Source organism: Crossiella sp. CA-258035 (genome assembly GCF_030064675.1).
GTDB lineage: Bacteria > Actinomycetota > Actinomycetes > Mycobacteriales > Pseudonocardiaceae > Crossiella.
This window is the reverse complement of the sequence record NZ_CP116413.1, coordinates 558519-571398: the sequence shown is the minus strand read 5'-3', so window position 1 is coordinate 571398 and position 12880 is coordinate 558519. Positions and strand designations below refer to the sequence as shown.

Annotated in this window: 10 protein-coding genes; 3 read left to right on the top strand and 7 right to left on the bottom strand. The window is 72.3% G+C overall.

The features are described 5' to 3' along the window. Positions 1-43: 43 nt before the first annotated feature. The gene (locus N8J89_RS02750) at positions 44-667 is read left to right on the top strand and encodes a superoxide dismutase (protein WP_283662781.1); all 624 of its coding nucleotides are present in this window, start codon (positions 44-46) and stop codon (positions 665-667) included. Positions 668-824: 157 nt separating this feature from the next. Here the strand turns inward: N8J89_RS02750 and N8J89_RS02745 are convergent, their stop codons facing one another. Then, complete coding sequence (locus tag N8J89_RS02745) at positions 825-2180, bottom strand: MFS transporter (RefSeq protein WP_502868411.1); 1356 nt, start codon at positions 2178-2180, stop codon at positions 825-827. Positions 2181-2183: 3 nt separating this feature from the next. Beyond that, entirely contained in the window at positions 2184-2615 is a 432-nt protein-coding gene (locus N8J89_RS02740) for a MarR family winged helix-turn-helix transcriptional regulator (protein WP_252482369.1), read from the bottom strand. 155 nt (positions 2616-2770) lie between these two features. Between N8J89_RS02740 and N8J89_RS02735 the strand changes: the two genes are divergently transcribed. Continuing rightward, positions 2771-5440 (top strand): ricin-type beta-trefoil lectin domain protein, encoded by a 2670-nt coding sequence (locus N8J89_RS02735; protein WP_283662780.1) that lies wholly within the window; start codon positions 2771-2773, stop codon positions 5438-5440. 17 nt (positions 5441-5457) lie between these two features. On the opposite strand, the gene N8J89_RS02730 is transcribed toward N8J89_RS02735, so the two are convergent. The 3 genes from N8J89_RS02730 to N8J89_RS02720 form a co-directional block, all read right to left on the bottom strand. Beyond that, a complete protein-coding gene (locus N8J89_RS02730) occupies positions 5458-6165 on the bottom strand; it encodes a hypothetical protein (protein WP_283662779.1) in 708 nt (235 codons plus the stop codon). An 11-nt stretch (positions 6166-6176) separates the two neighbouring features. After that, entirely contained in the window at positions 6177-6995 is an 819-nt protein-coding gene (locus N8J89_RS02725) for a hypothetical protein (protein ID WP_283662778.1), read from the bottom strand. A 146-nt stretch (positions 6996-7141) separates the two neighbouring features. Then, positions 7142-8599: an NCS2 family permease gene (locus N8J89_RS02720; protein ID WP_283662777.1), complete on the bottom strand. Its 1458-nt coding sequence runs from the start codon at positions 8597-8599 to the stop codon at positions 7142-7144. A 54-nt stretch (positions 8600-8653) separates the two neighbouring features. On the opposite strand from N8J89_RS02720, the gene N8J89_RS02715 reads away from it, so the two are divergent. Beyond that, positions 8654-8935 (top strand): DUF2530 domain-containing protein, encoded by a 282-nt coding sequence (locus tag N8J89_RS02715; RefSeq protein WP_283662776.1) that lies wholly within the window; start codon positions 8654-8656, stop codon positions 8933-8935. Here N8J89_RS02715 and N8J89_RS02710 read toward each other — a convergent pair. Both N8J89_RS02710 and N8J89_RS02705 read right to left on the bottom strand, forming a co-directional pair. Then, positions 8932-11862 (bottom strand): sacsin N-terminal ATP-binding-like domain-containing protein, encoded by a 2931-nt coding sequence (locus N8J89_RS02710; RefSeq protein WP_283662775.1) that lies wholly within the window; start codon positions 11860-11862, stop codon positions 8932-8934. The genes N8J89_RS02715 and N8J89_RS02710 overlap by 4 nt on opposite strands. Next, positions 11859-12869, bottom strand: a complete 1011-nt coding sequence (locus N8J89_RS02705; RefSeq protein WP_502868410.1) for a DUF3027 domain-containing protein — start codon at positions 12867-12869, stop codon at positions 11859-11861. Before N8J89_RS02705 ends, N8J89_RS02710 begins: the two co-directional genes overlap by 4 nt. Positions 12870-12880 lie beyond the last annotated feature (11 nt).

Sequence of the window (12880 nt, the reverse complement as noted above, 5' to 3'; positions counted from 1 at the left end):
GCACAGCACTCTCATGAACGACTGCCACATGGGGAGGCTCTCGATGGGCGCCTACGTCCTGCCCGATCTGGACTACGACTACTCCGCACTGGAGCCCGCGATCAGCGGGGAGATCAACGAGCTGCACCACTCCAAGCACCACGCGGCCTACGTCAAGGGCACCAACGACACCCTGGACAAGATCGCCGAAGCCCGCGACAAGGGCGACTTCGGCTCGATCGTTGGCCTGGAGCACACCCTGGCCTTCAACCTGGCCGGGCACGCCATGCACGTGGTCTGGTGGAAGATCCTCTCCCCCCACGGCGGCGACAAGCCCACCGGCGAACTGGCCGCCGCGATCGATGAGGAGTTCGGCTCCTTCGACAAGCTGCGTGCCCAGCTCAACGCGGTCTCCACCACCATCCAGGGCTCCGGCTGGGGCGTGCTGGCCTGGGACCCGATCGGTCAGCGGCTGATCACCCAGCAGCTCAAGGACCACCACTCCAACCTCTCCATCGCCACCACCCCCCTGGTCGTCTTCGACGTGTGGGAGCACGCCTACTACCTGCAGTACCGCAACGTGAAGGCCGACTACATCAACGCGCTGTGGAACATCGTCGACTGGACCGAGGTCGGCAAGCGCTTCGAGGACGCCCGCGCGGGCAAGAACGGCCTGCTGCTCCCCTGAGCGCGGCACCCAGGCTTCGGCGGTGGATGCTCCGACAAGTTGACGTCGCCGAGAAAGAGTGAGGCCCCGGACTCCTCGCGGAGCCGGGGCCTCACTCTGTTCCCGAACTGACTGCCGCTCCCACCACGAAGCGGACAAGACTTAGGTTAGCCTTACTTCACTCCTCGGTCAACCCACGCCGTCTGGCCCGAAAGAGTGACCAGCGGCCGACCGGCCAGCGGATGCCGCCGCGACCTGCGAGAACGGCTCCGCAGACGATTGCGGCCAGCAGCGAGACCACCCCGCCCACCAGCAGCGGCATCTGCCCGCCGTACTCCTGCGCGATCCACCCCATCACCGGGCTGCCCAGCGGGGTGCCGCCCAGGAAGACCAGCATGTACAGGCCCATCACCCGGCCGCGCATGTCCGGCCGGACGGCCAGCTGGACGGTGGAGTTGGCCGTGGTTGTGAACGTCATCACGGCGATGCCGGTGGGGATCAGCACCAGGCCCAGCGCGGTGAAGGTGGGCATCAGGCCGAGCACGATCTCCAGCACCCCGAACACCGCCGCGCCGCCGATCATCACCCGCAGCCTGGGCTTGCCCTTGGTGCTGCGCCGGGCGGCCAGCAGCGCGCCGAGGAAGGTGCCCGCGGCCAGCAGGGTGGAGAGCAGGCCGTAGCCGTCGGCGTCGCGGCCGAAGACGTTGCGCGCCACCACCGCCAGCGTGCTGCTGAAGTTCAGGCCGAAGGTGCTGACGAAGAACACCAGCACCATCACCACGACCAGGTCCTTGCGGCCGCGGACGTAGCGCAGGCCCTCGCGCAGCTGGCCCTTGGCCCTGGGCACCGGCGGGTTGCGGTGCAGCTGGGCCGGGTTCATCAGGGCCAGGCCGAGGATCACCGCGCCGAAGGTGGCCGCGTTGAGCAGGAACACCCAGCCGGTGCCGATCAGCGTGATCAGCACGCCGGCGATGGCCGGTCCGGTGATCCGGGCCATGTTGAAGTTCATCGAGTTCAGCGCGACCGCGTTGGTCACCTGGTCCTTGCCGACCATCTCCACCACGAAGGACTGCCGCACCGGCGTCTCCACCGCGGTGAAGCAGCCCAGCGCCAGGCAGAGCGCGTAGACGTGCCAGAGCTGCGCGGCGCCGGTGACCGCCAGCAGGCCGAGCACCAGCGCGCACAGGCCCATCGCGGTCTGCAGGCCGATCAGCAGCTTGCGCTTGTCCATCCGGTCGGCCAGCACACCGGCCCACAGCGAGAACACCAGGGTGGGCGCGAACTGCAGGGCCATCGCGATGCCGAGCGCGACCGCGTTGCCGTGCGAGAGGTCCAGGACCAACCAGTCCTGAGCGACCCGCTGCATCCACACGCCGATCAGCGAGACGATCTGGCCCGCGATGAAGTAGCGGTAGTTGCGGGCGCGCAGCGAGGCGAACATGCCTGGGCGCTTGACCGGGGCTGGACTGCTACGCGGATGGGTTGAGTCGTCGATCGGACGCTGTTCCGGCTCACGTTCCGCGTAGGTGGTCACCCGTTACTGCCCCGCCATCCTGTCTATGATCTCGGCGGCCCGGGCCAGCACTGCCCGGTCCGAGTCGTCGAGCTCGGCCAACTGCTTGTCCAGCCAGCGTTCCCTGGCCCGCACATCGGCCCGGATGAACGCCCGCCCCTGCTCGCTGATCTCCACGATCGCCTGCCTGCCGTCCGTGGGATGCGGACGGCGGGTGGCGAAGCCGTGGTCTTCCAGCGCGGCGATCACCCTCGTCATCGAGGGCGGCTGCACGCCTTCCTTGCCCGCCAGCTCACCCGGGGTCAGCGGTCCGCACTTGAACAGGCAGGACAGCGCGGACAGCTGGGTCAGCGTGACGGTGGAGTCGGTGCGCTGCGCGCGGAGCCTGCGGTTGAGCCGCACGACGGACAGCCGCAACCGGCTGGCGAGGGTGGGCTCTGTCTCGAACTCCGGCACATCCTTAGCATACCAAACGACTTTCGCCCCGACTGCGCTTTTTGTCCCATGCCACCCAGCCGGATACCGCCATTCGGCGCTATCCAGGGCAGTCGCTTGCGCCGTCAATGGAAACAGGGCTGCCTGCCGGGGAAGGACCACGCCCAGTCATCACCGTGACGGAAGGCGTGGTCGGCGTGCGCGCAGTGCTGCCTGGAGTTCTGCTGTCCCTACTACTCGCGGGGACGGCCGTGGCCGCCCCGCCGCACCAGCACGCCACCCACGGGCACACGCTGCCGCCGGGCGCCAGCCCGGACCGGGAGACGCCGGAGCACCTGTACGAGCAGGAGCGCAAGGTCCTCGGCGAGCGGCACGCGCGCGAGCACCTGGAGGCCAGGAAGCGCGCGCTGCGCGAGGGCCGCAAGGCCGATCCGCACGCCAGGTTCGACTCGCCCGGGGAGACCCCGCCGCCACCGGGTCCCGCGCACGAGGTCGGCCGGTTCGAGACCAGCGGCGCGGTCCAGCCCTCACCGGACTACGGGGTGCACGTGGCGGTGCTGCCCACCGGCAAGGTGCTCTCCTTCAGCTTCGACGAGGTCACCAAGAACCCGCAGGAGGAGACCAGCCCGACCTACACCGTGGGCGCGCGCAACCGCGGCCGCGCCCACCTGTGGGACCCGAAGGCCGGCACCGGCGCGAGCGCGTGGAAGTCCGTGCCGCCGCCGGTGGTGGACCTGCCGGACGGGTCAGGCCAGGCCAGGCCCGCGCCGCTGTTCTGCACCGGGATGGCCTTCCTGCCCAACGGGAACCTGGCCGTCTTCGGCGGCAACCTGGCCAAGGACGGGCAGCTCTCCGGGGCCAGGCTGGTGTTCACCTTCGACCCGTGGACCGAGACCTGGCACCGGCAGCAGGACATGTCCGTCGGCCGCTGGTACCCGACCTCCTTCCTCACCCCGGACGGCCGGGTGGGCACCGTCTCCGGCGAGGACGACAACGGCTGGCTGACCGCCAGGACCGAGATCTTCCCGGCCCGGAACACCCCGATTCCCGGTGTCGCGCAACGGAACGCGACCAACCTGCCGAGTGAGACCGCGCCGGTGCAGGTGTTCACCTGGGACTACCCGCAGGCGCTCACCCTGGCCGACGGCTCCACCTACCTGCTCGGCCGCGGCGCGGACCAGCAGCAGCGGCTGGACACCAGCTCCTGGTCGGTGCGGCGGCTACCGGACCGGCCGGACGGCCTGATCCGCCGCTACGGCCCCGCGGTGCCGCTGCCCGGCGGCGCACAGGGCCCCACCCAGGCGCTGCTGACCAGCGGCAGCACCGGTGATCCGAAGGCGCTGCGGCTGGACTCGGCCTCCGGGAAGTGGCAGCCGGACAGCGCCCGCGCGTTCAGCCGCAACAACGACAACCTGGTGCTGCTGCCCGACGGCGGGGTGCTCTCGGTCAACGGCGAGACCGGCGACCAGCTGCGCGACTACGGCGCCGGGCACAAGGTGGCCGACGGCGACCAGCGCTACCGCCAGGTCGAGCTGTACGACCCGGCCACCCGCGCCTGGAAGCTGGGCCCGTCCTCGGCGATGCTGCGCGGCTACCACTCCAACGCGGTGCTGCTGGCCGACGGCCGGGTGCTGGTCACCGGGGACGAGTTCCAGCAGATGACCAGGGACACCAACAAGAACGACAACCTGCTGGGCTCGATCGAGGTCTACCAGCCGGCCAACCTCTTCCGCGGCCCCCGGCCGAGCATCACGCATGCGCCCGAGGTGCTCCAGTACGGCCAGTCCTTCAAGGTGCACCACGGCGGCGAGGCCCCGCCCGCCCGCGCGGTGCTGGTCTCCCCCAGCGCGGCCACGCACGCGGTGAACACCACCCAGCGGCACGTCGAGCTCGCCATTGAGTCCACTGTGGACGGTCAGCTGACGGTGCGCGCGCCGGCCAGCTCGGCCGCCGTGCTGCCCGGGTACCACATGCTGTTCCTGCTCACCGCCGCCGGCACGCCGAGCGTGTCAGTACCGGTGCGCTTCGACCCGCCACCGGCCCGCCGGGTCACCTTCACCGCGCAGGCGGTCACCACCGACCAGCCGGGCGAGCGCTGCATCGACGCCGACGGCGCCCGCTCGGTCCCCGGCACCAAGGTGCAGCTCTGGGACTGCAACGGCACCAACGCGCAGCGGGCCACCCTGCGCGCCGACGGCCGGATCACGCTGGACAGCGGCGGCTGCCTCGACTACGGCGACAACACCCCCGCCGCCGGCCGGGTGGTCACCATCCAGGTCTGCGGCGGCGACGGCCAGGTCTTCGAGTACGACACCGCGAAACGCGTCCTCACCGCGCCGAACAACCTGGTGCTGGACGTCTTCGGCAACCGCCAGGACAGCGGCGCGGAACTGGGCCTGTGGCACCCCAGGGGCAGCCCGAACCAGACCTGGACCCCGGCAGGCGGCCCGCGCCTGGCCGACTCGATGCTGCACACCGACCTGCCCGGCGGCCGCTGCCTGGACGTCGCGGGCGGCTCGTCCGCGCCGGGCACCAAGGTCCAACTGTGGGACTGCAACGGCACCAACGCCCAGCGCTTCACCCAGCGCGCGGACGGCCGGGTCGAGGTGCGCAGCGGCGGCTGCCTGGACCACGGCCCGGACAACCCGCCCGCCCCGCACCTGGTGACCGTGCAGCCCTGCGGCGGCGACGGGCAGCGCTGGACCTACCACCCCGCGCTGCGGGTGCTGCGCGCGGCGGACAACGGGCTCGCCGCGGATGTGGGCAACTTCAACCCGGCCAACGGCGCGGACGTCGTGGTCTACCAGCCGCACCGCGGCGCGAACCAGCTGTGGTCGGTGGGCTGACCACCAGGGCACGACCGCTAGTTCGCCGTGAACTGGTCGTAGAAGGCGGTCTTGATCCGCACGATGGCCTCTTCGGTGCGCTTGAAGCAGGCCTGTTCCGCCGCCGAGCCGAGCGCCTGCCACAGCTGGACGCCGAGCTGGTCGGAGTGGGTCGAGGCCAGCGGCGAGCAGTCCGCGAGCGGGCGGACCTTGGCGTCGTGCACCTTGTGCGGCAGGTAGAACGTCGACCCCTCGCCCAGCACCGGCCCGATCCGCTGCCACAGCTGCTCGTACTCGACCGCGACCAGCACCTCGCCCCAGAACCGCAGCACCGTCAGCAGACCGGCGTCCGAGTGCTCGCGCGCGCCTGCCTCGCTGATCAGCTCGAAGGTCGCGGTGATCGCCGCCAGGGTCGCCCGGGTCGGCCTGCTGGCGACCAGGTCGGCGCGCGGCACCCCGAGCCGGAGGATGTCCTCCTTCATCTCCTCCCGGTGGGACAGGCTGCGCCCGTCCTCGCCCGGGTACTCCTCGCGCAGGATCACCCTGGCGATCCGCACGCTGCGCTCGTCGGTCAGCAGGTCGATCGCGAGGTCGTAGGCCGGGGTGAAGGCCAGCGACAGGAACCGCCGCTGCAACAGCACCTCGTGGAACCGGCTTTCGGGCAGCCCCGCCACGTTCGCCAGCACCGGGTGCGCGCGGAACCGCGCGATCAAGCCGTCCTCGAACTCGTCCAGTTCATGCGTCATCGTCGCCCCAGTCACAGTCGTTTCCGTTCGAGATCGCGTTCCCAGTCCAGCGGATCGATCTCCACGCCGATCTCCCACAGCGTGTCCAGCTCCTGCTGGAACTGCCGCCCGAGCAGGCTGCCGCAGCCCTGGATCTCCAGCTGCGGTGACTCGATCGCGAGCTGGCCGTGCAGGAACACGCTGACGTAGTAGTGCGTGTCCGCCTTGTACACCGCGGCCGAGGGCAGCGAGTTGTACACCTTCACCTTCAGGTGGCCGGCCCGGCGGCGTTTCTCGGTCACCAGCTCCTTGAGGACGCCGAGGTTGTGCCGCACCCCGCTCCTGACGTTCCACTCGGGGTTGGACCTCCCCCGGGCGCGCAGCGCGTCGTCCCGCAGCGAGGCCACCATCGAGTTCGGGTACAGCAACAGGATGCGGACCTCCGCGCGCCGGTCCAGCGCCTCGCCCAGCGACCCCTTCAGCCGTTGCAGGTTGGGGATCCAGGTGTTCAGGATGGTCACCTGCCGCGCCTGCCCGACGTAGCGGATGTAGTCCTCGTTGGCCAGGTTCGGGTGCACCGCGACCAGCCCCTGCTCGAAGCCCTGCGCGACGGCCCGCCGCACCGCGTCCACCTTGGCGTCGATCTCGTCGAGCTTGGCGAAGCCGTCGACCTCCAGCGTCACCACCAGAGCCATCGAACCCAGCACCAGCAGGGTGATCTTCTGGATGGTCCCGCCCGGCGCGATCAGGTCCAGCCAGCCCGCCAGGTCCGCCACGGCGACCGCGATGGACAGGCAGGCTGCCGTGTACAGGCCGGTCCGTTCGAACGTGCGCCGAAGTCTGCTCGCCATGATGTCGCTGCCACCCCAGAATTGATCAACCAAGGGTGGCCCTGGCCACAGTGGGTGTCAACCGGGTCGTCCTGCTCCGCCCGTTCGGCGGCCGGAGCCGTGCGCGCGGCGGAAGCCGTTCGGCAGCCGCGACTGGCGGCCTGCTTCTAGAGGAAAAGCGCGCGCAGCGGACCGATGCCGAAGTAGAGCAGGAAGGCCACCGCGACCACCCACATCAGCGGGTGGATCTCGCGGGCCTTGCCGGTGGCCGCCTTCAGCGCCACGTAGCTGACGAAGCCCGCGCCGATCCCGTTGGCGATGGAGTAGGTGAACGGCATCACCACGATGGTCAGGAAGGCCGGCAGGGCCACGGTGAAGTCGGTGAAGTCGATGTCCACGACCTGGGTCATCATCAGCGCGCCGACGATCACCAGCGCCGGCGCGGCCGCCTCCACCGGGATCACCTGGTACAGCGGGGTGAAGAACATCGCGGCCAGGAACAGCAGGCCGGTGACCACGTTGGCCAGTCCGGTGCGGGCGCCCTCGGCGATACCGGCCGCGGACTCGACGTAGACGGTGTTGGAGGAGCTGGAGGCGACGCCACCGGCGACCGCGGCCACCCCGTCCACGAACAGCGCCTTGCTCGTGTTGGGCAGCTGCCCGTCCTTGTCCACCAGCCCGGCTTCCTTGCCAAGCCCGGTCATGGTGCCGATGGTGTCGAAGAAGTCGGTCAGCACCAGGGTGAACACCAGCATCGCGGCGGCCAGCGCGGGCAGCCGGGTCCAGGCGCCGAAGGAGACCTCGCCGACCAGCGACAGGTCCGGCAGGCTGAACACGCTCTCCGGCAGGGCCGGGTAGCCGAGGTTCCAGCCGCGCGGGTTGCTGCCCTTGGACGGGCCCGCGTTGACCAGGGCCTCGATCGCGATGGCCAGCACGGTGCTGCCCAGCACGCCGATCAGGATCGCGCCGCGGACCTTACGCGCCACCAGGATCGCGGTGCCCACCAGGCCGACCACGAACACCAGCGTCGGCCAGGAGGCGATCGAGCCGCCGATGCCCAGGCTGACCGGCACGGTGGTGCCCGCGGCGTCCGGGATGCGGCGGACGAACCCGGCGTCCACCAGGCCGATCAGGCAGATGAACAGGCCGATGCCGACCGCGATGGCCGCCTTCAGCGGGGCGGGCACCGAGTTGAACACCGCGGTGCGGAACCCGGTGACCACCAGCAGCAGCACCACCAGGCCGTTGACCACGATCAGGCCCATCGCCTCCGGCCAGGTGACCTGCGGGGCGATGGTGACCGCGACCAGGCTGTTGATGCCGAGCCCGGTGGCGATGGCGAACGGGTAGTTCGCGATCAGTCCGAACAGGATGGTCATCGCCCCGGCGACCAGCGCGGTCACCGCGGCCACCTGCGGCACCGGCAGGATCGCGCCGAGCACGTCCTTCTTCGCCCCGGCGTCCGCCGCGGAGAAGCTGCCCAGGATCAGCGGGTTGAGCACCACGATGTAGGCCATGGTCACGAAGGTGACCAGCCCGCCGCGGACCTCCCTGCTGACCGAAGAACCCCGCTCGGAGATCTTGAAGAACCGGTCGAGACCGGACGGGACCCCTGTCTTGGCCACCGCGGTTCCTCCCTGCTGCCACTGGCCGTCGTTTCGGCAGGTAGCCTGCCTGACGTGGCCGAGAGAAGCGAACCGAGCCCGGTTACGAACAGGCAAACACCCCCGCCCCCGCCCGCCCTGCCCCGCGGCCTGGTGGACGCGGTGCCCGCGGTGTCGGTCGGCACCGGGGTGTTCTTCGCCGCGTTCGCAGTGCTGCTGGTCCTGCGCGGCACCGGGTCGGTGTGGACCTGGACCTGCCTGGTCGGCGGGCTGCTCGGCTTCGTCGGGCTGGCCGTGATCGCCTGGCAGCGCGCGGCCGCCAGGCGCGGGTCCCGCTCCGCGCAGACCGGGGTCTAGCGCAGCAGCGTCGGCGCGGTCGGGTCGGCGAGCAGGGCGGCCAGCAGGTGCCGGTCGTCCCAGCGGTCCAGGGTCCAGGCCAGGGCGCGGGCCAGGCCCTGCGGGTCCTCGGTGGTGTGCAGCTCGCCGTCGGGGTCCAGCCACCAGGGCACGGTGTGCCGGGTCTCGTCCACCAGCACCACCAGCTCCTGGTGCACGTGCAGGTCGCCGTCGGGGTAGTCCAGGCCGAGCAGGTCGCAGGTCTCGACCACGCCGTCCAGCTCCGCCCACGGCTGCACCCGGCCCGCGCTGACCACCTCGTCGCCGTCGGAGGTGGGCAGGTCGAGCAGGTCGGCCAGCGCGGGGGCGTCCCCGCCCGCGACCACCTCGGCCGGGTCCAGCACGGCCAGCCACCACGGGCCGTCCAGCACCAGCGCGCGCTCGGTGGCCACCACGGTGCCGGCCAGCGAGCGGACCGCGGCGGGCGGCTCCACCTCGGCCGGGTCCACCCTGCCCTCGCTCACCGCGTCCGCGAGCGCCTCGTGCGCGCGCAGCACCACGCCCTCGCGCACCAGCCGGTCCGGATCGGCCAGCCGGGCCAGCACGTCGATGGCATCGTCCACATCGGACACTTCGACCGAATCGCGGACACCGAGCAGGGCGAGGAGCTCGTCGCTGAGGCCCTCGGCCGGGACGACCTCGTACAGGCCGTTGAGCTCGTCCACGTCGGCCCGGCGCCAGTCCCTCGGCGGGCGGCCGCCGATCAGCGCGAACCGGGACAGCCACCAGGCGGTGTGCCCGTCCCGCAGCCGAAGTGCCTGCCAGGCAAGGGGATCCGCGGCGATCAGGCGCAGCGCGACCGGCCAGGCCTGTTCCGCGACCAGGTCCAGGTCGCCGACCGCGATGATCTGCCGGGGGCCTTCGCCTGCCGGGTGGGCGGCGGCCACCTCGTCCCACCACTCCTGCTCGTCCGGCAGGTCGTGGTCGGGTCCGGCCGGTGACTCGTCCACGATGATCGGGAAGGAGTCCAGCACGCCGATCGCGGTGAGCAGGCCGGGCGCCCAGCGCTCGGCCACGTCGGCGGCGAGCACGCCCAGCGGGCTGTCCTCGGCCAGCACCGCGCGCAGCGGCGAGGCCGGCAGCAGCAGCTCGTCGGCCCGGCGCGGGTCGCCGTGCTCGTCCGGCAGGGCCAGCGCGGCCAGCCACGGGGCCTCGCCCCGGCGCAGTCCGGCCAGCTCGACCAGGCGCAGCACCACGTCGGTGAGCGCGGCGGTGTCCAGTCCGGCTTCCAGGTCCTCCACGCTGCGCTCCACCGCGGGGCGCAGCTCCTCCAGCAGCTCGGCCGCGCCGACCGACTTGGCGCCGAGGCGTTCCAGCAGCCGGTGCTTGGCCGCGGGGTGCACCACCCGCAGACCGATGTCCACAGTGGACATAGCGGTGAGGATGTCGTCGGCCACCTCGGGCAGCAGCACCCCGCGCGGGCCGGTGACGGTGCGCCCGTCGACCAGCGGCACCGGCAGCGCGCCCAGCTCCTCGCGGGCGGTGGAGTCGACCTCAGCCACCGGGGCCAGCGCGGTGTAGAGCCGGTGCCACCACTCCGGCGCGCGGTCCACACCCGCCACGGTGGCGACCACCTCGGGCAGCCGGATCCGGCGCACGCCAACGGCTTGCAGCGCGCGCAGGTGCTCGGCCCCGGCCAGCTCAGCTGGCAGCAGGCCGCCCAGGGACGGCCCGAGCAGCTCGACCAGCTCCGGCGCGGCCACGTCCAGCAGGCAGGCCTGGCGCGGGGAGAGCACCACCTTGTCGGCGGCGAGCAGCCATTCGGCGTTGGTCAGCGCGGTGAGCACCAGCTCGCGCAGCTTCTCGTCGACCTCGGAGAGCGGGAACTCCGGCAGCGGCACCAGCGCGGTCCGGCTGGCCGGCGGCAGCGCCAGCAGCAGCTGCGGGTAGCAGTCGGCGGCCGCGCGCAGCACCGCGTCCGCGGCCGGGCTCGGCGCCAGCCGACGGCGGGAGGGCTCGATCGGCAGTCCGGCGAACAGCCTGGCCGGTAAGGAAAGCCGCTCGTCGGTGGGCGTGGGCGCGTAGAGCACGTCGGACCCGGCTGGACAGGGCGTGCCGGACTCGTCCAGCCGCACCGCCCAGCACACCGACCACCCGGTGCGCCGCCGCGCCTCCACCCCAAGACCGGCCAGCACCTCCTCGCCGAGCTGCCCGGACTCCCGGTGCAGCGCCCAGCGGGACGGCCCGGCAGGCGTGCTCAGCTCGGCCACGCCGTCCGGGTGGTCCACCCTGGTCCAGACCTGGTCCTCGACCTCGATCCGGCTCAGCCCGGGCAGCGCGAGCAGCAGGTCCTCGGCCTGTCCGGCCAGCTGGTCCAGCAGCGACCGACCGTCCACATCGGACAGCAGTGGCAGGCGCACCTCGGTGTCGAAGCCGGGCGGCAGCGGCTCGGGCTCGACCGCCCAGGGCAGCCGCAGCACCGGCACGGTGTTCTCCCGCTCGGCCAGCTCGGCGGCCAGCTCCGGGATGGCCCGCACCTCGGCCAGGGTGTCCGCGGCGGAGAACCGCACACCCCCGGCGGCCGAGCGCACACTCGGCTCGGTGCTGACCGCCAGCACCGCGGCGAACCCGACGCCGAACTGCCCGACCCCGCCGGAGCGCTTGGCCGAGGCCCGCAGCGAGGCCAGCGCGGCCACGCCCTCGGCGTCCAGCGGAGCGCCGGTGTTGGCCACCCGGAGCTCGTCACCGGCCAGGGTGACCCGCAGGATGCCGCCCGCGCCCGCCGCGTCGGCGGCGTTCTGGGCGAGCTCGACGAAGAGGCGGTCGCGGTAACCGCCGTAGCGCAGGTCGTCCTCGGCGTTGGCGTCCTCGCGGAACCGGGTCGGCGAGGACGCCCAGGCCGCCAGGGTCGCCTGGCGCAGCTCGTCGGCGCGGAAGGTCTCGCTCACTCCTGGGCTTCGTTCGCGGCGGGGGACTCCGGCAGGATCGCCTCGGCTTCGACGGGCTCAGCCGCGGGCTCCGCGGGGGCGGCTTCCGGGGCGGCCTCGGCGGCGGGCTCCGGCGCAGCCTCGGGCGCGGCTTCCACGGCAGTCTCCGGCGCGGCCTCGGTCGCGGTCTCCGCGGCGTGCTCAGGCGCGCTTCCGGCGGGGCTGGGCGCGGTCCCGGCGGAGCTGGGCCGCTGCTCGATGTCCAGCATCGCGTCGTCGTAGATCACCTCGGCCACCGGCACCAGCGGCGAGGTGTCCACCTCGGCCTCGGAGTGCGCGCCGCAGCCGTACTCCGCGTGCACCACCCGGCCGTCGGCTGGCGAGTACTCGTTCCCGCACACCCCGAACGCCGCGCGCAGCGACCCGGCCAGCGGCAGGAAGAACCCGCAGCCGGCGCAGGAGCCCGGCGCGCTGCGGGCCATGTCGCTGCCCGGTCCGAAGTCGCCGCCGGTCCAGCGGGCCGCGGCCTCCGCCCGGCCCTCCCAGGACAGCACCCGCATCCGGCCGAGGCCCACCTCTCGGGTGACCTCCTCGACCGCGGGGTCGTCGCTCTGCAGGTAGCCGGGGACCAGTCGGTGGTCGTCGGGGGAGGTGGGCAGCAGGTCGCCGACGCCGAGGTCACCGGCCTTGACCCGCTGGTTCCACGGCACCCAGTCCGGGGCGACCAGGGCCTGCGGGCCGGGCAGCAGCACGACCTCGCTGACCGTGACCGGTTCCTCGCCGCCTGCCTGGGAGACGGTGACCGCCCAGCGCCAGCCGGTGTAGCCGGGGTGCGCGGCCTCGAAGAAGTGGGTGACGGCCGACGGGTCCTCGACCGCGGTGCCGACGTGCCCGCCGACCTCCTCGCCCTCAGCGGCCTCCGCGGCCGCGGCCTGGGCCAGCGGGACCGCGTTCACCAGTGCGGCGCTCGCCTGCGTGCCGTCGATCGAGTCGGTCCGGTGCTCGGCTGGAGTGGAGGTTGGGGTCACATAGCAGATTG